We start from the raw sequence: 19,607 nt of genomic DNA on the forward strand, positions 1-19,607 counted from the left end.
CCAGAAGCATGGAAAAGTTCACAAAGATCCAAGGCGTTGCCGCACCGATGCCGCTGGTCAACATCGACACCGACATGATCATCCCCAAGGTGTTCCTGAAGTCCATTCAGCGCACCGGCTTCGGCAAGAACCTGTTCGACGAGATGCGCTATAACCGCGACGGCACCGAGATCGAGGATTTCGTGCTTAACAAGCCGCAATACCGCAACGCCGAGATCCTGGTGGCTGGCGACAACTTCGGCTGCGGCTCCTCGCGCGAGCACGCGCCGTGGGCCATTGCCGATTTCGGCATCAAGTGCATCGTGTCCACCTCTTTCGCCGACATCTTCTTCAACAACAGCTTCAAGAACGGCATCCTGCCGATCGTGCTGCCGCAGGAGCAGGTCGACATCCTGATGGCCGACGCGGAGAAGGGCGAGAACGCCCGTATGACGGTGGACCTAGAAGCGCAGGAGATCACCACCTCAGACGGCGACGTGATCAAATTTGACGTGGATCCCTTCAAGAAGCACTGCCTGCTGAACGGGCTGGACGACATCGGCCTGACCCTGGAAAAAGCCGACTCGATCAAGACCTTCGAGGCAAAGGCGGCACAGGAGCGCCCCTGGGTCTGATTCCCGCTGCAATACCTAAGACTCAATGGAGCCGCCCGCACGGGCGGCTCTTTCGTTTGCCGCGCCAACAGAATCGCACGGCATGTCAGCAGCCGCTCCACTCTTGTGCAGGAAAACCCTGAAACTACAGCATCTGGTAGCCCGCCCGAGGGTTCAAGTTCTCTGCGCCAAGGCGCTGATGCAATCCCGCACCAGTCCCGCGGTCAAAGTGCCCCCTGCCGCACTGCCGGGCCTTGAGCGGAATACCGCCAACCGGCACCATCAGGGCAAAAATGAGGCAGAGCACCCCGGACCCTACCGGGGGGCTTCAAATCCGGACCCAGAGGCGAAAACGCCCGCGCCGGTTTGAAGGGAAACGAAGACGTGTTTGCACGCATCACAGGCGCGGCGTTCCGCGGCATACTGGTGGCCATGCTGTTCGCGATGCCGACGCTGATTCTGCCGGCGGCCGCGACCGAGTCGCCTGAGATCATCCTGTTCATTGCCTTGCTGGGTTCGGCCCTGGCCTTCAGCGAGTACGTCTCCCACTTCCCCAGCTTCGTGGAGTTCCGAAATGCCCCGCCGATCAACCGGATGCGCTTTGCCGCTGCTGCCGTCACCGTCGGCGCGCTGAGCTTGCTGGCAGCACATCCGCTGGCCCCGACCGGGCTGACAGCGCTGGTGCAGCGGCTGGGCGGCTGGCTGGGCAGCCAGCTGGACTTTGCCTACTCGCCGGTGCAGCTAGCGGTGCTGATGATGCCGCCGCAGGTGCCCGAGGCCACGGTGCTGATGGTGCGCGATGCCGCCGGGCTGGCGTGTTTGATTGCCGGCCTGGCGATTGCCGTCTTTGCGCTGGTGATCCGGATCGGGAACTGGCCGGTGGGCAACGGCGCCTTCAATGTCTGGGTCAATCTGCCCCTGTTCGACCCCACCACCGGCGGCGATGTGGTGCAGCGGCTGCAGCGCGACGGGCGGATAAATATCGTCGGCGGCGTGCTGCTGCCCTTCGCTTTGCCCGCCGCGGTCAAGCTCGCCTCGGGTCTGGTGGATCCCGGAATGCTGGCGGCACCGCATATGCTGATCTGGGTGATCAGCGCCTGGGCGCTGGTGCCCGCCTCGATGATCATGCGCGGGATGGCGATGCTGCGCATAGCCGGTCTGATCGCGCGCAAGCGCCGTGCCGCCTGCAGCAATGCGGATGCGGCGATGCAAACTGCATGAGGCAGCTGGCGGCAGGCCTCCTTCTGACACTCGCCGCCGCCTCGGGCCAGGCTGAAACCCTGCGCATCGCGACATTCAACACAGAGCTGTCACGCGACGGGCCGGGGCTGCTGCTGCGCGATATCGAACGCGGCACCGACCCGCAGGTTGCCGCGGTTGCGGAGGTGATCACCGCGGTGCAGCCGGATGTGCTGGCGCTGCAAGGAATTGACTGGGACTATGAAGGCCGGGCGCTCGCCGCGCTGGCCGGACGGCTGGCGGACCAGGGCCTGGGCTTTCCGTACCGCGTGGCTTTGCAGCCCAACGCAGGCCTGCCGCCCCCGGCGCCGCTGGATCTGGATGGCGACGGCCGGGCCGGCGGGCCGCGCGACAACCAGGGCTTTGGCCGGTTCCGCGGCCAGGGCGGCATTGCGCTGCTGTCGCGTCTTCCCATCGGCCACGAGGGGGTCCGCGACTTTTCTGCCCTGCTGTGGCGCGATCTGCCGGACGCGCTGCTGCCTCAGCACCCGGACGGCCGCCCCTTCCCCTCGCCAGAGGCGCAGGCCGTGCAGCGGCTGTCCTCCACCGGGCATTGGCTGGTGCCGGTGGAACTGCCGGATGGCCGCTGGCTGAATGTGATGACCTTCCATGCCGCCCCGCCGGTCTTTGACGGGCCGGAAGACCGCAACGGGCGGCGCAATCACGACGAAATCCGCCTGTGGCAGCTGCTGCTGGACGGCCGGCTGGGACCGGTACCCGAAGCGCCCTTTGTCATTGCCGGGGACGCCAACCTTGACCCCGGCCAGGGCGAAGGCCGCAAACAAGCCATCCGCAGCCTGCTGGCAGACCCGCGTCTGCAGGACCCGCAGCCGCACAGCCCGCAGGGCACCGCAACGGTGGCCTGGCAAGGCGTTGGGCAGATGCGGGTGGATTATGTGCTGCCCTCCGCCGGGCTGACGGTTGCCGCCAGCGGCATTGCCTGGCCCGAAGGCCCGGACGATGCCGCGGCCCTCGCCAGCCGCCACCGGCTGGTCTGGGTGGATTTGTTGCTGGACTGATCCGCCGCGCCGCCATTTCGTTGCGCAGGCAAATCCTCCTCAGCTCCTTTATTTCCCAGGGCCGTTATTGACCCTGCCCCGCTGTCCCGCTACGCCCTTGCCAGCTGTTTTTAGGAGGATCCCCATGCCCAACCCATCGATTCTGATTCTGCCCGGCGACGGGATCGGCCCCGAAGTCATGGCCGAGGTGCGCAAGATCATCACCTGGTTTGGCGACAAGCGCGGCCTGCAGTTCGATGTGAGCGAGGATCTGGTCGGCGGCGCGGCCTATGACAAGCACGGCAAGCCGCTGGCGGATGAGACCATGGCCAAGGCCCAGGACGTCGACGCGGTGCTGCTGGGCGCGGTCGGCGGCCCGGCCTATGACAACCTGGACTTCTCGGTGAAGCCCGAGCGCGGCCTCTTGCGTCTGCGCAAGGAAATGGACCTCTACTCCAACCTGCGCCCGGCGCAGTGCTTTGACGCGCTGGCGGATTTCTCCTCGCTGAAGAAGGATATCGTCGCGGGCCTCGACATCATGATCGTGCGCGAGTTGACCTCCGGCGTCTACTTCGGCGAGCCGCGCGGCATCTTCGAGGAAGGCAACGAGCGCGTCGGCATCAACACCCAGCGCTACACCGAGAGCGAGATCGAGCGCGCTGCCCGCTCCGCGTTCGAGCTGGCGATGCGCCGCAACAAAAAGGTCTGCTCGATGGAGAAGGCCAACGTGATGGAATCCGGCATCCTGTGGCGCGAGGTTGTGACCCGTGTGTCTGCAGATTACCCGGAGGTCGAGCTGTCCCACATGTACGCCGACAACGGCGCCATGCAGCTGGTGCGCGCACCCAAGCAGTTCGACGTCATCCTGACCGACAACCTGTTCGGCGATATCCTGTCCGACTGCGCCGCAATGCTGACAGGCTCGCTTGGCATGCTGCCCTCCGCCTCCCTCGGCGCACCGATGGAAAACGGCCGCCCCAAGGCGCTCTATGAGCCCGTGCACGGCTCCGCCCCCGACATCGCGGGCCAGGGCAAGGCCAACCCGATTGCCTGCATCCTGAGCTTTGCCATGGCGCTGCGCTACAGCTTCGACCAGGGCGCCGAAGCCGACCGCCTGGAAGCTGCGGTCGAGAAGGTTCTGGCCGACGGCGTGCGCACCGCGGACCTGCTGGCCAGCGAAGGCGTAGAGCCCGTCTCGACCAGCCAGATGGGCGACGCCGTGGTCGCTGCGCTGGACGCAAGCCTCTGATTTCAGGACATTCTCCGGATCACTCCAAGCCCCGCCCGGTTGTCCGCGCGGGGCTTTTTCATGCCCGCCGGCCCCCTGCCCCAAGCCGCTAAAAAGAATTCTCAAAAACCGCATCTTTCTGTGGAATCGCCCTTGTCAAACCCCGCGCCCTGGGCTATTTCGCCCCCACGGTCGGAGTGTAGCTCAGCCTGGTAGAGCACTGTCTTCGGGAGGCAGGGGTCGGAGGTTCGAATCCTCTCACTCCGACCAATAAAACAAGGCGCCCAAGGGCGCCTTTGTTGTTTTTAGCATACCGCCAATACGAAACAGCAGCCCAGGCGGGCGCCTGTTTCGGCGCTCAGGCGGCTTTCATTGCGGAGCGTTTCAGCTGCTTCCACAGCACATCCAGCGTCTGCTTGGTGCTGCGAGGATCCCGGTAGAGACGGATTTCCAGGTCAGTGCCCAACCGCTCGTCGACGATGGCAAAACGGCCGGAGGCGATCTCCTGGCGGCACAGGCTCAGCGGCAGCCAGCCCATGCCGAACCCCTCCTGGATCATCGCCTTGACGCTGTTGGCCAGCGCGTTCTGATTGACGACAAAGACCTTTTGCGTGGGCAGCAGCTGGGTCAGCGCGAACTCCTGCACCGAGCGCAGGGCGGACACCGCGCCATAGGACAGCAGCGGCACCGCGTCCTTGCTGCCGGCCGCAAATCCAAACTCCGGCGTGCCGTCCGCGGCGGTGCGCGAGACCGGCACATAGCGGTCGGTCGACAGGGTCAGGTATTCGAAGTTAGCGACCTCCAGCGGCCCCAGGAAATCCATCGACGGATGCCAGTAGGTCAGGATCACATCGCAATAGCCCTGCTGCAAAGCGCTCACGAACTGATCGGCGGCCCAGGAGGTGGAGTTGAGGTCGGTATCCACCCCGCCCTCGCTCGCCAAGGGTGCGATCAGGGTCTTGTAATGGGTCATGTACAGCGACTGCGACGCCGCAAAGCGGATCACGTTTTCGCCCGCCGCATCAATGGTCTGGCAGCGCTCGATGGTTTCCTCGTAGGTGCGCACCATGATGCGGGACTGGGACAGGAACACCTCCCCTGCCGGGGTCAGCGTCAGCGGCAGGGTCTCGCGGTTGATCAGCCGCACGCCGATTTCATTCTCCAGCGCCCGGATGCGGCGGGAGAAAGCCGGCTGGCTGACATTGCGCTCTTCGGCCGCGCGCGAGAAATTCTTGCACGCGACCAAAGCCTCGAAATCCTTAAGCCAGATGATGTCCAACTAGCGTCCCGTCCTAGCCGGCGGCCACCGCATCCAGCCTGTCTTCTTCGACAGCGTGGCAGGCAACAAGGCTGCCATCGGGCTGGTGAATGGCTTTCGGCTTTTCACTCTTGCATCGTGCGTCCGCAAAGGCGCAGCGGCTTTGGAACGGGCAGCCTGTCGGCAGGTTGATCGGCGTCGGGATCTCGCCCTTGAGGCGGATATGGTTCGGCCGGTCGTCCTTCAGCTGCGGCACCGCGGACAGCAAGGCCCGAGTATAGGGGTGTTTGGGGCTGGAGAACAATGTCGCGGTGTCCGCAACTTCGCAAACCGACCCGAGGTAAAGAACCGCAACACGGGTTCCGAAGTGCTCCACCACACTCAGATCATGCGTGATGAACAGGTAGGTCAGACCGCGGCTTTCCTTGGCTTCCAGCATCAGGTTCAGCACCTGCGCCTGGATCGAGACATCCAGCGCGCTGATCGGCTCGTCCGCGATGATGAACTCGGGGTCCACCGTCAGGGCGCGGGCAATGGCGATACGCTGGCGCTGACCGCCGGAGAATTCATGCGGATAGCGCTTGGCCCAGCTGGGATCGACGCCGACCGACAGCATCACTTCGGTCACCTTGTCGCGCACTTCGGCCGCCGAGGCGTTGGGAAAGTGATGGCGCACCGGCTCTTCCAGCGCCTGCCGGATGGTCATGCGCGGGTTGAGCGAGGCATAGGGGTTCTGGAAGATCATCTGGATCTTCTTGCGCAAAGGCTGCATCTCGCCGCGCGACAGGTTGTCGATGCGCTGCCCGTCATAGCGGATCTCGCCCGCCGTCGGGGTCAGCAGCCCCGCCACCAGCCGCGCCACGGTCGACTTGCCGCAGCCCGATTCGCCCACAACGCACAGCGCCTCGCCGCGGTTGGCGTCCAGAGTGATGTTGTTCACCGCGTGGACCGAGCGGGTTTCCCGCACGAATTTGCCCTTTTTGAACTTCAGCGTCTCCAGGAACCCGTGATCGAGATCGAACCGCTTTTCCAGGTTCTGGATCTCCAGCAGCGGGCGGTCAGTGTTTGCGTCCTTCATGCCCGTGCCTCCTGACGGTCTTCATCGCTGTGCAGGCGCTGCACCTCATGGCAGGCCACTGCGACCTCACCGTATTGCACGATTTCCGGCACCCGGCTGCGGCACAGGTCGGTGGCGTATTTGCAGCGCGGGTTGAAGGCGCAGCCCTGGGGAATGCTGGCCAGGCCCGGCATGTTGCCTGGGATCTGCTTCAGCCGCTGGCCCGGCACCGTCTGCTGCGGCAGCGCGTTGATCAGGCCTTGGGTATAGGGGTGCTGCGGGTCGTTGATGATCTCGCGGGTGCGTCCGGCTTCGATGATCCGGCCTGCATACATCACCAGCGTGCGCTCGGTCATCTGGCTGACCACGCCCAGGTCGTGGGTGATCAGGATCAACCCCACCTGGTTGGACTGGCACAGCTCCAGCATCAGCTCCATGATGTCGGCCTGGATGGTCACATCCAGCGCCGTCGTGGGTTCGTCCGCGATGATCAGCTGCGGATCGAGCAGCAGCGCGATGGCGATGATGATCCGCTGCCGCATGCCGCCCGACAGCTCGTGCGGGTACTGTTCCAGCCGCTCCTCCGGCGACGGAATATAGACCTCGCGCAGCTTGACGATGGCAATCTGGCGCGCTTCCTCGCGGCTCAGCTTGCGGTGCGCCATCAGGGTTTCGATCATCTGCTGGCCGATGGTCAGCACCGGGTTCAGCGTGACCATCGGATCCTGAAAGATCATCGCCATCCGGTTGCCGCGCAGGTTGCGCAGGCGCTTGTCGTTCATCTGAACGACATCCTCGCCGTCGAACAGGATCTGGCCGCTGTCGATATAGCCCGGGCGGCTCAGCAGGTTCATCAGCGAAAAGCCGGTGATTGACTTGCCGGCGCCGCTTTCGCCGACGATGCCCAGACGCTCGCCCTTGGCCAGATCGAAGGAAATGCCGTTTAGGGCAGTAACCGTCTGGTCGCGCATGGCGAATTTGACGGTGAGGTCGCGAACGGAAAGAAGGCTCATCGCGTTACCCCTTGTAGAGTTTCGGGTTCAGGACGTCGCGCATCCAGTCGCCCAGCAGGTTGATGACAAGAACCAGAACCACCAGCACCACGCCGGGAATGGCGGTGATCCACCAGCTGCCGGAGAAGATGTAGTCGAAGCCGGAAGAGATCAGCGAGCCCAGCGACGGCTGGCTCGGCGGCATGCCCAGGCCAAGGAAGCTGAGCGAGGCCTCGGAGATGATCGCATTGGCGACCTGCACGGTGGAAATCACGAAGATCGGCGACAGCGAGTTCGGCAGGATGTGCCGCACCATGATCCGCATCGGCCCGAAGCCGAGGACACGGGCGCTGTCGACATATTCTTTCTTCTTCTCGGCCAGCACGGTGGCGCGCACGGTGCGGGCGTACTGCGGCCATTCCGCCACCCCGATCACCGCAATCAGGAAGACAACGGCATAGCGGTTGAAGGTGTCGGAGCCGAACATCGCCTGCGTGACCGCCAGAAAGATGATCGCCACCATCAGGGTCGAGAACGACAGCTGAATATCGGCAAGGCGCATCAGCAGGCTGTCCAGGCGGCCGCCGACATAGCCGGCCAGCAGCCCGATGGAGATGCCCAGAAAGGCCTGCAGCGCCACCGCGCAGATGCCGATCAGCAGCGACAGGCGGGTGCCGTACAGGATCGTCGACCACAGGTCGCGGCCCTGGTCATCCGTGCCCAGCATGAATTCCGGCAGCGCGCCGTCGATCCAGACCGGCGGGTATTCCGAGTTCATGATGTCAATGGACCCCGGATCGTAGGGATCATAGGGCGCGATCATCGGCGCCAGGAAGGACGCCACAGCAATCACCAGGAAAACAACCATGCTGACCACCGCCACCGGGTTGCGGCGGAAGCTGTAGCCCATGTTTGAGTTCCAGACCTTGGACCAGCGCGATGGTTCGGATTTCGGGTTCAGCGTTTCGGTACTCATGCGCCCATCCTCGCAATATTCACGGTCGGGTTCACCAGCCCATAGATCAGGTCGACGATGGTGTTGGTGACCACAAAGATGAAGCCGACAACAATCAGGTAGGCCACGATCAGCGGGGTATCGACACGGTTCACCGCCTCAAGGAACATGAAGCCCATGCCCGGCCACTGAAACACCGTCTCGGTCAGGATGGTGTAGGCCACCATGGTGCCGATCTGCACGCCGCCCACGGTGATCACCGGCAGAAGCGTGTTCTTCAGCGCATGCACAAAGTAGATGCGCCACGGGTTGATGCCCTTGGCCTTGGCGTATTTCACGTATTCCGACTGCAGCACTTCCATCATCTCGGCCCGGATCAGGCGGACGAACAGCGGCAGCATGATCGACGCCAGCGCAACGGAGGGCAGGATGATGTGCATCCAGCCGTCGGCGGTGGCAAAGTTGGTCTCCCAATAGCCCCAGACATGCACGGTGTCGCCGCGCCCGTAGGAGGGGAACCAGCCGTATTCCACCGAGAAGACAAAGATCATCAGGATGGCGGTCAGGAACACCGGGATCGAGATACCGACAATCGACAGGCCCATGATGACGCGGCTCAGGATGCTGTCCGGCTTGATCGCGGTATAAACGCCCAGCGGCACCGAGAAGCCGATGATGATCAGGGTGGCCCCAAACACCAGCTCCAATGTCGCGGGCAGCTTCTTCAGGATCACGTCCAGCGCCGGCTCCTTGAAGAAATAGGAGGTGCCCAGATCGCCCTGCAGCGCATTGCCGGCAAAGCGCAGGTATTGGGTCACGAAGCTGTCGTTCAGCCCCAGTTCATCGCGCAGCTGCTGGCGCACTTCTTCGGACACCGACTGGCCGACCAGCTCGCGCAGCGGGTCGCCCAGGTTGCCCTGGATGGCAAAAGCAATCAGCGAGATGACGAACATCACCGCAATCGCCTGAATCACTCGCTTGGCGAGATAGGCAAACATCTTCCTGACCTTTGTAGAGTTCGATGACAGCGCAGGCCGCAATGCCGAAGGGACCGGCGGAGCCTGCAATCGCAGCCTTGGCGGCCGCTTGTTATAGGGGTGGCCCGGGCCGGCCGGGGGAGACCGGCCCGAGTCTTTTCAGTGGCTTAGCTGCCGGTTTCGACAACCAGGTCACCGAAGTAGGGGAAGTCCAGCGCATTCACGATTTCTGCCGCGTTCATGCCGGACTTGGCGCCCCAAGCAAGGTTCTGCCAGTGCAGCGGGATAAACGCCGCTTCGTTGTACAGGATGCCTTCCAGCTTCTGCAGCAGCTCCGCACGCTTCTCCGGATCGGTTTCCGCATTGGCCTGGTTCATCAGCTTGTCGGCTTCCTCGTTGCAGTAGTTGCCGGAGTTGTACTGGCCGTTGCCGGTTGCTTCATCCGGGCAGGCGGTCAGGAACTGATGGAAGTTGGCAGAGTCTTCTGTATCCGCGTGCCAGCCGATCATCATCATGTCTGCTGCGCGCTCGTCGAACGCCGGCCAGTACTGCGCCTTGGGCATGGTCTGCAGGTCAACTTTGATGTTGATCTGTGCCAGCATCGAAGCCACCGCCTGCGCGATCTTGTCGTCGTTCACATAGCGGTTGTTCGGCGCCATCATGGTGATCGAGAAACCATCGGCATAGCCTGCCTCAGCCATCAGCGCCTTGGCTTTTTCCAGGTCGAAACGCGGTGCCAGCGCCTCGTCATAACCCAGGTAACCGGCCGGGCTGGCCTGCGCGCCGACGGTGCCGAAGCCGCGCATGATGCGGTCAACGATGCCTGCGTTGTTCACCGCATAATCGATCGCCTGACGGACGCGGGCGTCCTTGAAGGCTTCGACGCGGTTCTGGTTCATCTGGAAGGTGATGATGCGGGTGCCGGGCATGGTGATCAGGTCAACGCCCTCGGCCTCTTCCACGCGCTTCAGGTCGGTCGGCGGAACCGGCGCGATAAAGTCCACGTCGCCGGACAGCAGGGCTGCCACGCGGGTCGGGTCTTCCTTGATCGGGGTCAGCACGATCTTGTCGACGTTGCCGCCGCTTTCGGTGTCCCAGTAGTCAGCATAGCGGTCGAACACGACGCGCACGCCCTGCTCACGCTCGGAGACGATGAAGGGGCCGGTGCCGGAGACATTGCGCGAAGCAAAGCTGTCGCCGTGCTTGACCACTTCGGCCTTGTCCTTGCCGTCAGCGGTGGTGCCGGAATAGAAGGCGCTGTCCATCGGGAAGATGTAGGTCGCGGTGTGCAGGACCAGCGGATACGGCTCCGAGGTCTTGAGGTCGAAGGTCATGTCGTCAACGACTTCGACATCGGTGAAGGGGGCGAAGATGCCCTTGAAATCGTCACTTTGCTTCAGACGGTCAAAGGTCCAGTCGACGTCCTTGGCGGTCAGCGCATTGCCGCTGTGGAAGGTCACGCCGCTGCGCAGCTTGAAGCGCATGGTGGTCTCGTCGATCTGTTCCCAGCTTTCGGCCAGGCGCGGTTCGAACTGCAGGTCCTGGGTCCAGCGCACCAGCGGGTCAAAGACCATGTGCGACAGCTGCAACGTGCCGCCGGACAGCTGCTCGTGCGGATCCAGCGAGACCGGGTCAGCGTCATAGGCAACGCGCACGGTGGTTTCGGCATAGGCAACCGGTGCCATCGCCACCACCGCAGCAGCCGCCAGGCTTCTGACAAATTTCGTCATTAGGCATACTCCCCTGTGATTATGCCGCAAACGCTAGCCTGCGCGGCGGGAACTGTGAAATGCCTATATCGCATAGGGTATGCAGGACTCACATCAGGGCTATGCAAGAAAGGAATAGCTGAGCCTGAGCAAAGACTTACTCAGACTGTCCGGCACCGCCTCCGCCTTCGCAAGGCGGCCAATCCGGCCCGCAGCTCGTGCATAACCTGCGCAAAAGGGTGCCGGGAACGCGGTCCAGTGCGCGGTCCGTGAACTTTGCCTTCTGCGGTTCCAGCATGTTCCCCTTCAGGACCCGCTAAAGATCTTTTTCAAGCGGAGACCTCCCAAGCTGCCGCGGCGCGGCGCGGAGTGCCGTTTCCAGATGCCAGCGATGGTCAGCGCCGCCGCCACTTGCGCCGCGGCAAAGACGGCCAGCGCGGGCAACAGCCCCAGCATGTCCGCCAGCGCACCGCTGGCAATCACCGGCAGCGAGAACCCGCAGTAGGCATAGGCAAACAGACCTGCTGTGGCGCGGGCGCGGTCTTCCGGCGCACGCTGCGACACCTCTGCCAGGGACGCCAGATACGTGAACCCGTAACTCGCCGCGCTGGTGATGCAGGTTCCGGCCAGCACAAGGACCAGCGCCTGCAGCCACACCCCCGCCAGCAGCGCCAGGAACCCAAGCGGAACCAGAACAAACCCGGCGGCAAGCGCCTGGCTGTTGGACAGACGGCGGGCAACCGGCTGGCACAGGAAGCCGGTAAAGATTGCCAGGAAAATCACCAGCCCGGTCCAGCCGCCCAGGCCGTGCGCCGCCAATTGCAATGGCACCACGGCGATGGTCATTCCGGTGGCGGACCAGGCCAGCGCCATCGCGGCGCCATAGACCCAGGTGCCGGACGGAAACACCGGCAAGCGCAGCAGCGATACCCTCTGCGGCCGGTCCGCCCGCGGCAGGGCAAAGATCAGCGCGGCCAGGACCGGCGCGGCGGCCAGCAAGGCAACATAGCTGACCGGGACCAGCACCACCCCCTGCACCGCCAGGCAGATCCCGGTTGCCAGCGCGCCGCCGCCGAACCCCAGCGACGTTGCCGAGGTAACGGTCAAAGCCGCCGTGCGGGCCCGCCGGTTGCCCAGGATCTCTGTCATCCAGGCGGTTCCGGCAGTGGTCGCCAGCGCTGTCCCGGCCCCCAGCAGTACCCGCGCGGCGACCAGGCTGGGCCAGCCCGGGGCCAGAACCAGCAATCCGGTGGCCGCCCCGCCAAGGATCAGCGCCAGCGCCACCGGAATGCGGCGCCCGATCCGGTCCGACAGCCCCCCAAGCAGCAGCAGTGCCGGCATCAGCCCCGCGGCATAGGCCGCAAAGGCCACCGTCACCGCCGTTGCCCCAAGACTGCTGCCAGCCGCATAGACCTCGTACAGCGGGGCCTGAAGATTGACGGCAAAGGTCACCGTGAACAGGCACAGGGCCAGCAAAGACGCAGACAGGAAACGGGGCATGACGCGAACCTCAAGGTTGACTTGAGACCGGGATGCCACGAGGCTCAATCCATGACAATTTTTCCATTGTACTAATGACAGCGCCCCGATGAGCAAAGCCAGATACATCCGGCTTGCCGACCTGATGTCCAAGGCGATCCGCGAGGGCAAGCTGGCGCCCGGGTCCAGACTGCCAACGCACCGGGCCTTTGCCGAGGCATCCGGCGTCGCCCTGGCCACCGCGACGCGGGTTTACAAGGAGCTTGAGAGCCGGGGGCTGGTCGCCGGCGAAACCGGCCGGGGCACATTTGTGCGCGACCCCGGCCTGCCCATGACGCTTGGCGTTCATCAATCCGCGGCTGAAGGGGTCACCGACCTGGTTTTAAACATGCCCGGCGATCCCGCCGACGCCGCCATGCTGCGCGCCGGGCTGCGGCGGCTGGCTGCCGCGGGCGACCTGGAGGCGATGCTGCGCTATCAGCCCCACGGCGGGCGGATGCATGAGCGCCGGATCATTGCCGGGCACCTCTTCCCACGCCTTGGCCCCATCGACGCGGACCGGCTGCTGGTCACATCGGGCAGCCAGCACGGCCTGGCCGCCGTCTGCCTGGGGCTGTTCCGGCCCGGCGATGCCATTGCCGCCGATGCCCTCACCTATCCCGGTTTCAAATCCGCCGCGGCCCTGCGCGGCCTAGAGCTTGTGCCGGTCAGCTCACCGCAGGGCATCATGGATCCGGACGATCTGGACCGGCACTGCCGCCAGCGCACGATCCGCGCGGTCTATCTGATGCCGACGGTCCAAAGCCCGCTTGGGGCGGTCATCGATGAGGCAGCGCGCCGCCGTCTGCTTGCCGTTGCCGAGCGCCACAGCCTTCTCATCATCGAAGACGCCGCCTACGCCTTTCTGGAGCCTGACCCGCCGCCCAGCTTGCTGGCGCTGGCGCCGGACAGGACCGTGTACATCGGCGGGTTCTCCAAGAACCTCGCGACCGGGCTGCGGCTGGGGTATATGGTTGCGCCGCCCGCGCACACCGCGCCGCTGCTCGAAGTAATCCGCGCCACGACCTGGAACGCCCCGGCGCTGGTTTCCGCGCTGGTGACCGGATGGATCGAAGACGGCACGCTCAGCCAGTGCGAAGAAAACCGCAGGCGCGACGGGGCTGAGCGTCAGTCGATCCTCAAAAGCGTTTTTGCAGACATGCCCGTCCTTGCGCACCGGAACGCGGGCTTTGCCTGGCTGCCGCTCGGCAAGGGCGTGCGCGCGCAGCCCATCGTGACAGAGCTGAAGGAGCAGGCGATCTCGGTATCGGGTGCCGAGCCGTTTGCGGCCACCGCAGCCGCGCCGCAGGCCTTGCGGCTGGCCTTTGGCGGTGTGCCAAAGGCAGGCCTCGCCGGCATCCTGCAAACCGTGAAGGCGGCGGTGCGCAACCAAGATCCGCCCGCCTGATGGCGGCGGCTGCCTGCTGCGCTAAGGGGCCGTGCGCCCTTTGCGCATTTGGCCCGCGTTCGCTCCAATCCGAAATCCTTGCTTTGGACGGCCCGCAATGGCAGCATAAAACCCGGAACGCGCTAGGGCAGCGAAACCGGATTCGCACGTCAGTGGGACGGCCGCGCCTCTTCCAGTCTTCAGGTTATCAGTAACGGGCGCAGCCCCGGCGGCGCCGGGAGTGCAGGTTTATGACACCATTTTCACGAGTCTATTATTTCGGCGACAGCCTGACGGATGAGGGCAACGCCGTAAACCTTCTGGCGTCGGTGATCGAGCCGGTCATTCTGACCGGTCTGATCCTTGATTTCGGCAGCATCCCGTCATCACAGGAACTGGACGCGCTGCGCGCACAGGCCAAGACCGAGGCCAGACAGACCGTTATTGCCAGCTTCTCTGAAATCGGACCCGCAGGCGCGGTGACCAATGCACTGACCCATGCCAGCTATGCCGCTGCCCTGGGCGGGTTCGAGGTTCAGAACTATGCAGTCGCAACGGCGACGGCCCTGGGCGACGGGCTGCTTGAGGACAGGATTGACCTGGAAGCGCAGATTTCGGATTTCGCAGAAGATGCCGCTGGCGGCGTGCCGGCGGACTCGGCGGCGTTTCTGCTGATCGGGGGCAATGACTTCACCTCCCTGCTGGACACCGTGCAAGACCAGCAGATCACCACCGAGGCCGGCTTCCTGGCTCTGGCAACCCCGGTGATCGAAGGTCTGATCGCGCAGATCACCGCCGCGGCGAACACGCTCAGCACCGCCGGTGTCGGGACAGTGTTCCTGGCAACCCAGCCGCGGGCAGGCTTTTATCCGGAGTTTGACACGCTCTCCCCCTTGTACACCGGCTTTGCCTGCCTCCTCATTAGCAATTTTAACGGCCTGATAGCGGACACTATCTCTGATCTTCGCAGCACCGGGACTGACGCCCGGGCGGTCGACCTATCTGCCGTCTCGGAAGCCCTGACCGAGGATCCGGCGGGTTTCGGCATCCTTGCGGAGCGGACCGATTACCTGATCGACGGCAGCCCCTTTGACAGCGATCAGGTTCTGGCATGGGACGCGATCCACCCGGCCGAGACCGCGCATCAGCTGTGGGGCGCCTACAGCGAATTCGTCATGGGCGGCGGCAAGACCGCGCTGCTGGACGGCGGCGCAACGGACCGGGGCTGGGGGGCCAAGGACAACGCCATTTTCGCGCTCGGCGGCGATGACACCATCCGCGCCGGCGGGGGCCATGATGCCGTGGCCGGCGGCAGCGGAAATGACGGCATCCGGGGCGGCAGCGGTAACGATGTGCTCCTGGGCGGCAGCGGTAATGACACCGTGCAAGGCAACCGGGACGACGACATCCTCAGCGGCGGCGATGGCAATGACCAACTGCGCGGCGGCGGCGGCAACGATGTGATCGCGGATGGCCGCGGCAGCGATTTGGCGATTGGCGGCCGGGGCAACGACACCTTCATTTTCACCGAAGCCGCGCTGGCTGGCGGCGGCGGCGCTTCGGCGGACACGTTCCGCGGCGGGGCGGGGTCGGATACGCTCTACCTCGTTCTGGATGCGGCGCATTATGCAGCGTTCAGCGCCGGCAGCGCCGATGCTGTGCTGAACAGCCTCGGCATCACCGTATTCGGAATCGAATTCATCCGCGCCATCGACGGCCGCAGCAATATTGCCGACCAGCTTGACAGCTTTGACTGGTTTCAGGCCGCCGACAGCTGGGGGGCGGTTTCTGCGCCGCAATCAGGCGACGCGCTGCTGGTTTGACGGCACAGCCCGGGCACAGGCCGCATCGGATCTAGTCAATCCCATTGGCCCGCTGCAGTTCCCGCACATACCTGGTGATGCCCTTGACGTCGGCATCGGTCAGCCCCTGCTGCACAGGCATGTTGCCGAACTTCCAGTGGTGCGCGCGCACGCCGTTGCGGACCGCAATCATGAAGGCCGCATCGCCATGGTGCGAGGGCTCATATATTTTGTGAACAAGCGGCGGCCCCATGCCATTGCGGCCCGCAGCGCTATCGCCGTGGCACTCGGCACAGACCGCGTCAAAGGCGCGCTTGCCGATCATGGCAGTATCACTCAACTCCGGCGGCAGCTGAACCGCGGTCAGCGGCGCGCCGGGCTCCAGCACGGCGCGCTGCGAGGTTGCATCGTCTCCGCCTGCGCTGCTGTAGACGAAATAGACCGCGGCGGCTGCCACGGCAGCGGCGGCTGTGATGGCAAAGATCTTTCTCATAAGGGAGTCTTTCTTTGGTGGGTGAATGACGTGCCGCAATGGGCAGGGGCCGGGGTGTAGCAGGGACGGCCCGCAGCTTGCGCAAATCCAGCTGCCGCGCCCGCGGGCGCGGCAAAGGCGCGGATCTCTTGGTAGCGGATCCGCACGTCTTCGCTTTGCTGGTAAAACCGGAACAGATCCTTCAGCGGCGAGGAGAATTCCTTGTGCGCCGACAGCATTGCCACAAGCGCACCCAGCGAAACCCGCTCCTGCAGCACGAAATAGCCACCCAGGGAGTAGAACAGGAACGGCGTCAGCGCGGTCAGGAAGTTATTGATCGCCTTGGCCAGAAATTTGAGGCGGTGGATCTGCAGGCGCAGGTCCTGCAACTGCCGGAAACTGCGCGCGGCCGGCAGCGCGCCCTGCCCCGAAGCCCGCATGTCCCGGTCCAGGATTTCCCCCAGCATGCGCATTTCGCGGATCCGTTTGCGGGACACTGTGTTCACCCGCCGCTGCAGCCGCGGGACAATGATCAGTTGCAGCGGCAGCACCGTCAGCGCAGCCGCCGCCAGGATCGGGTCCTGCACGAACATGAACAGAAGGATCGTCGCCAGCGTCCCGCCTTGCAGCAGCGGCACCGTCAGCAGTTCTGAGGCAAAGCCGCCGACCGGCTCGACCTCGGGGCCCAGAACCGGCATGACGGCAGGCTTGCGCCGTTCGGGCCGGTCCCGCCGCCACTGCCGGTAAACGGCAAGGCGGAGGCGGCGCACAAAACGCTCGGCAACCCGGCCCTTGCTGATGTTGAGCCAGTATTTGTTGAGGCCATTGAGCGAGATGGCCGCCAGATAGGCGCCGCACAGCAGAAACAGCAGCGAGACCTGCGAGAGCTCGAACCCCAGGACCGGAACTGCGATATCCTGGCTTTCGAAGACACGGTTCACGATCTGCTTGGGCAGTTCCAGGGTGAGGTAAAGGATCGGCATCGCGGTCAGGCTGAGCAGGACCAGAACCATCTGATGCCGCCCGGTTGTGCGCAGGATCTGGCGCGGCAGACCTGCCCATGCGCCGCCATCCAGTCCTTGCTCAGCAGCACCGGCTGCTGGCGCCGCCTGCAGGCGCCGCCGCAGCAGCCAGACGGCCTGGGCCGCCAGGGTCACGGCCAGCAGCGCAGGGGCCAGCACCAGCACCAGATGCATCATCGGGTGCAGCCAGGCCGGTGCCGTGCTGTCGTAATTGAAGCCCAGCGCCGCCGCCGCGTCATGCGCAAGAGAATGGAGTTCCGGCATCGGCCGTCCTTGTATCGGTGAACGGAAGGCGGGCAGGCCCGCCTTCCGCCGCAGGTTTACTTCAGCGCGGTCAGGGTCAGCTTGCCCTTGATCCGCTCGGCAACGAATTCGATGGGATCGCCGGCCTTCAGCTGGTCCAGCATCGCGTCATCCGCCACCCGGAACACCATCGTCATCGCTGGCATCTCCAGGTTCACCAGCTCCTCATGGATGATGGTGACCTTGCCAGACGCCGCATCGACTTTCTTGACCGTGCCCTTGGTGAAGCTCCCGCCGTTGCCGTCAAGCACGGCAATCGGCCCGTGCATGCCGGATTCGTAATGGCCGGGGATCAGGCAGGCGAACTCAAATGTGCCGGCGTTGGAGAAGGTCCAGACCACCTCCCCCGAGGCGCCCGGCTCCAGGCGCACCGAGTTCGGGTCGTCATGCTCCATCTCCATCTTGGCCATCATCGCCTTGTGGTGGACATTGCGCTCGGCCGTATCCAGCACGAACTCATGCTCCAGCTCGCCGGCGTTGGTGATCACGAATTTCACCGTCTCATCCTTGGCAAAGGAAAAGCTGGACGGCTCAAACAGCATCTCACCGTCATCGGTTTCCTTCATGGTGACGGCGACCTCGCGGTCCGCCTGCGCAGCCTTGCCGGGTTTGCCGACCTCCATGCCGCCGTGTGTGCCGCCGGCCAGGGCCGGGGCGGCGAAAAAAGCGCCAATCAGCGCTGCGGAAAGGATCTTGTTCATGTCTGTCTCCTCGTCAGGTTTGGTAGAAAGCCAGGGCTCAGCCCTTGGTGGTTGGTTTCGGGGTAATGCGGGTCTGCGCGTCTCCCACGCGGGCAAAGTCCGGCAGCTCGCCGGTCCACTCATAGGCCTGGGTGCCGGGCGGGTTCTCGTACCAGCCGGGATCGCTGTAGTCGTTTGCAGCGATGCCCTCGCGCACCTTCACGACCGAGAACATGCCGCCCATTTCCAGCGGCCCGTAGGGCCCCCAGCCGGCCATCATCGGCACGGTGTTGTCGGGCAGCGGCATCGACATCTCGCCCATATCGGCCATGCCTGCGGTGCCCATTGGCATGTATTCGGGCTGCAGCTTGCGGATCTGGCCGGTCAGCTTGCGCTTGTCGGCACCGATGAAGGTCGGAATGTCGTGGCCCATGGCGTTCATCGTGTGGTGCGACTTGTGGCAGTGGATCGCCCAGTCGCCCGGATGCACCGCGTCGAACTCATAGGCGCGCATGGCGCCGACGGGAATGTCGATCGACACCTCCGGCCAGCGGGCGCTTTTCGGAACCCAGCCGCCGTCGGTGCAAGTGACCTCGAAGTCGTAGCCGTGCATGTGGATCGGATGGTTGGTCATGGTCAGGTTGCCGGTCCTGACCCGCACCCGGTCGCCCTGATTGACCACCAGCGGGTCGATGTCCGGGAAGATCCGGCTGTTCCAGCACCACAGGTTGAAGTCCGTCATCTCCATCACCCGCGGCACATAGGAGCCGGGGTCGATGTCGAAGGCGTTCAGCATGATCAGGAAATCCCGGTCGACGGGCATGAAGGCGGGGTCCTTGGGATGCACGATGAACATCCCCATCATGCCCATCGCCATCTGCACCATCTCATCCCCGTGCGGGTGGTACATGAAGGTGCCGGATTTGATCAGGTCGAACTCATAAACAAAGGTCTTGCCGGGCGGGATGCCCGGATGGCTGAGGCCTGCAACCCCGTCCATGCCAGAGGGCAGGATCAGCCCGTGCCAATGAACCGTGGTATGCTCCGGCAGCTTGTTGGTCACATAAATCCGCACCCGGTCGCCCTCCACCGCCTCGATGGTGGGGCCGGTGGACTGGCCGTTGTAGCCCCAGAGGTGGGCGATCATGCCGTCGGCCAGCTCGCGCTCGACCGGCTCGGCGACCAGGTGGAACTCCTTCACCCCGTTGTTCATCCGGAACGGCAGCGTCCAGCCGTTCAGCGTGACCACCGGGTTGTAGTCCGGCCCGGTGGTTGGGGCCAGCGGCGGCTGGGTTGCCGCGCTGTTCATGCTGGCGGCCTCGGGCAGGCCCATGTTCGCGGTCTTGCCCCAAGCCTGGCTGGACACCAGCGCAGCCCCCGCCGCGCCGGCTCCAAGCATTTGACGTCTGTTCATCAT

General features: G+C 64.4%; 17 protein-coding genes and 1 tRNA gene. 7 read left to right on the forward strand and 11 right to left on the reverse strand.

The features are described from left to right. Positions 1–8: 8 nt before the first annotated feature. The 5 genes from leuD to B2P87_RS10120 all read left to right on the forward strand — a co-directional run bounded on the left by leuD (position 9) and on the right by B2P87_RS10120 (position 4,328). Complete coding sequence (gene leuD, locus B2P87_RS10100; RefSeq protein ID WP_141891342.1) at positions 9–614, forward strand: 3-isopropylmalate dehydratase small subunit; 606 nt, start codon at positions 9–11, stop codon at positions 612–614. A 363-nt stretch (positions 615–977) separates the two neighbouring features. Beyond that, positions 978–1,814, forward strand: a complete 837-nt coding sequence (locus B2P87_RS10105; RefSeq protein ID WP_141891343.1) for a hypothetical protein — start codon at positions 978–980, stop codon at positions 1,812–1,814. Then, the gene (locus B2P87_RS10110) at positions 1,811–2,851 is read left to right on the forward strand and encodes an endonuclease/exonuclease/phosphatase family protein (RefSeq protein WP_141891344.1); all 1,041 of its coding nucleotides are present in this window, start codon (positions 1,811–1,813) and stop codon (positions 2,849–2,851) included. The genes B2P87_RS10105 and B2P87_RS10110 overlap by 4 nt, the downstream gene beginning before the upstream one ends. A gap of 124 nt (positions 2,852–2,975) precedes the next feature. Continuing rightward, complete coding sequence (leuB, locus tag B2P87_RS10115; RefSeq protein ID WP_058284864.1) at positions 2,976–4,079, forward strand: 3-isopropylmalate dehydrogenase; 1,104 nt, start codon at positions 2,976–2,978, stop codon at positions 4,077–4,079. Positions 4,080–4,251: 172 nt separating this feature from the next. Continuing rightward, positions 4,252–4,328 (forward strand) — tRNA-Pro (locus B2P87_RS10120). 88 nt (positions 4,329–4,416) lie between these two features. On the opposite strand, the gene B2P87_RS10125 is transcribed toward B2P87_RS10120, so the two are convergent. From B2P87_RS10125 to B2P87_RS10155, 7 genes are all read right to left on the reverse strand, one after another. Further along, positions 4,417–5,337 (reverse strand): LysR family transcriptional regulator, encoded by a 921-nt coding sequence (locus B2P87_RS10125; protein WP_141891345.1) that lies wholly within the window; start codon positions 5,335–5,337, stop codon positions 4,417–4,419. Positions 5,338–5,350: 13 nt separating this feature from the next. Beyond that, complete coding sequence (locus B2P87_RS10130; protein ID WP_141891346.1) at positions 5,351–6,394, reverse strand: ABC transporter ATP-binding protein; 1,044 nt, start codon at positions 6,392–6,394, stop codon at positions 5,351–5,353. Further along, positions 6,391–7,386 (reverse strand): ABC transporter ATP-binding protein, encoded by a 996-nt coding sequence (locus tag B2P87_RS10135; RefSeq protein WP_141891347.1) that lies wholly within the window; start codon positions 7,384–7,386, stop codon positions 6,391–6,393. Before B2P87_RS10135 ends, B2P87_RS10130 begins: the two co-directional genes overlap by 4 nt. A gap of 4 nt (positions 7,387–7,390) precedes the next feature. After that, complete coding sequence (locus B2P87_RS10140; protein ID WP_141891348.1) at positions 7,391–8,341, reverse strand: ABC transporter permease; 951 nt, start codon at positions 8,339–8,341, stop codon at positions 7,391–7,393. Continuing rightward, the gene (locus B2P87_RS10145) at positions 8,338–9,318 is read right to left on the reverse strand and encodes an ABC transporter permease (RefSeq protein WP_058284859.1); all 981 of its coding nucleotides are present in this window, start codon (positions 9,316–9,318) and stop codon (positions 8,338–8,340) included. Before B2P87_RS10145 ends, B2P87_RS10140 begins: the two co-directional genes overlap by 4 nt. A 146-nt stretch (positions 9,319–9,464) precedes the next feature. Continuing rightward, positions 9,465–11,027, reverse strand: a complete 1,563-nt coding sequence (locus B2P87_RS10150; protein WP_141891349.1) for an ABC transporter substrate-binding protein — start codon at positions 11,025–11,027, stop codon at positions 9,465–9,467. A 285-nt stretch (positions 11,028–11,312) separates the two neighbouring features. After that, complete coding sequence (locus B2P87_RS10155; protein WP_141891350.1) at positions 11,313–12,506, reverse strand: MFS transporter; 1,194 nt, start codon at positions 12,504–12,506, stop codon at positions 11,313–11,315. A gap of 88 nt (positions 12,507–12,594) precedes the next feature. Here B2P87_RS10155 and B2P87_RS10160 point away from each other — a divergent pair, with 88 nt between their 5' ends. Further along, the gene (locus B2P87_RS10160) at positions 12,595–13,932 is read left to right on the forward strand and encodes a PLP-dependent aminotransferase family protein (RefSeq protein WP_141891351.1); all 1,338 of its coding nucleotides are present in this window, start codon (positions 12,595–12,597) and stop codon (positions 13,930–13,932) included. A gap of 230 nt (positions 13,933–14,162) precedes the next feature. Further along, positions 14,163–15,734: an SGNH/GDSL hydrolase family protein gene (locus tag B2P87_RS10165; RefSeq protein WP_141891352.1), complete on the forward strand. Its 1,572-nt coding sequence runs from the start codon at positions 14,163–14,165 to the stop codon at positions 15,732–15,734. A 31-nt stretch (positions 15,735–15,765) separates the two neighbouring features. On the opposite strand, the gene B2P87_RS10170 is transcribed toward B2P87_RS10165, so the two are convergent. From B2P87_RS10170 to B2P87_RS10185, 4 genes are read right to left on the reverse strand one after another with little or no spacing between them, the layout of a single operon-like run. Beyond that, a complete protein-coding gene (locus B2P87_RS10170) occupies positions 15,766–16,206 on the reverse strand; it encodes a c-type cytochrome (RefSeq protein WP_141891353.1) in 441 nt (146 codons plus the stop codon). Then, complete coding sequence (locus B2P87_RS10175) at positions 16,203–17,471, reverse strand: ABC transporter ATP-binding protein (RefSeq protein WP_244940737.1); 1,269 nt, start codon at positions 17,469–17,471, stop codon at positions 16,203–16,205. Before B2P87_RS10175 ends, B2P87_RS10170 begins: the two co-directional genes overlap by 4 nt. A gap of 56 nt (positions 17,472–17,527) precedes the next feature. Further along, positions 17,528–18,211, reverse strand: a complete 684-nt coding sequence (locus B2P87_RS10180; RefSeq protein ID WP_141891354.1) for a copper-binding protein — start codon at positions 18,209–18,211, stop codon at positions 17,528–17,530. Positions 18,212–18,248: 37 nt separating this feature from the next. After that, the gene (locus B2P87_RS10185) at positions 18,249–19,607 is read right to left on the reverse strand and encodes a multicopper oxidase family protein (RefSeq protein ID WP_141891355.1); all 1,359 of its coding nucleotides are present in this window, start codon (positions 19,605–19,607) and stop codon (positions 18,249–18,251) included.

This window comes from Leisingera sp. UBA4491 (genome assembly GCF_002388965.1).
In the GTDB taxonomy this organism is placed as follows: Bacteria; Pseudomonadota; Alphaproteobacteria; order Rhodobacterales; family Rhodobacteraceae; genus Leisingera; species Leisingera aquaemixtae.

Excerpts from the sequence above, each read along its gene's own strand:
- leuD (WP_141891342.1), top strand. The coding sequence starts at position 9 with ATGGAAAAGTTCACAAAGATCCAAGGCGTTGCCGCACCGATGCCGCTG.
- B2P87_RS10110 (WP_141891344.1), top strand. The coding sequence starts at position 1,811 with ATGAGGCAGCTGGCGGCAGGCCTCCTTCTGACACTCGCCGCCGCCTCG.
- leuB (WP_058284864.1), top strand. The coding sequence starts at position 2,976 with ATGCCCAACCCATCGATTCTGATTCTGCCCGGCGACGGGATCGGCCCC.
- B2P87_RS10130 (WP_141891346.1), bottom strand. The coding sequence starts at position 6,394 with ATGAAGGACGCAAACACTGACCGCCCGCTGCTGGAGATCCAGAACCTG.
- B2P87_RS10135 (WP_141891347.1), bottom strand. The coding sequence starts at position 7,386 with ATGAGCCTTCTTTCCGTTCGCGACCTCACCGTCAAATTCGCCATGCGC.
- B2P87_RS10140 (WP_141891348.1), bottom strand. The coding sequence starts at position 8,341 with ATGAGTACCGAAACGCTGAACCCGAAATCCGAACCATCGCGCTGGTCC.
- B2P87_RS10145 (WP_058284859.1), bottom strand. The coding sequence starts at position 9,318 with ATGTTTGCCTATCTCGCCAAGCGAGTGATTCAGGCGATTGCGGTGATG.
- B2P87_RS10150 (WP_141891349.1), bottom strand. The coding sequence starts at position 11,027 with ATGACGAAATTTGTCAGAAGCCTGGCGGCTGCTGCGGTGGTGGCGATG.
- B2P87_RS10155 (WP_141891350.1), bottom strand. The coding sequence starts at position 12,506 with ATGCCCCGTTTCCTGTCTGCGTCTTTGCTGGCCCTGTGCCTGTTCACG.
- B2P87_RS10160 (WP_141891351.1), top strand. The coding sequence starts at position 12,595 with ATGAGCAAAGCCAGATACATCCGGCTTGCCGACCTGATGTCCAAGGCG.
- B2P87_RS10165 (WP_141891352.1), top strand. The coding sequence starts at position 14,163 with ATGACACCATTTTCACGAGTCTATTATTTCGGCGACAGCCTGACGGAT.
- B2P87_RS10170 (WP_141891353.1), bottom strand. The coding sequence starts at position 16,206 with ATGAGAAAGATCTTTGCCATCACAGCCGCCGCTGCCGTGGCAGCCGCC.
- B2P87_RS10175 (WP_244940737.1), bottom strand. The coding sequence starts at position 17,471 with ATGCCGGAACTCCATTCTCTTGCGCATGACGCGGCGGCGGCGCTGGGC.
- B2P87_RS10180 (WP_141891354.1), bottom strand. The coding sequence starts at position 18,211 with ATGAACAAGATCCTTTCCGCAGCGCTGATTGGCGCTTTTTTCGCCGCC.
- B2P87_RS10185 (WP_141891355.1), bottom strand. The coding sequence starts at position 19,607 with ATGATGAACAGACGTCAAATGCTTGGAGCCGGCGCGGCGGGGGCTGCG.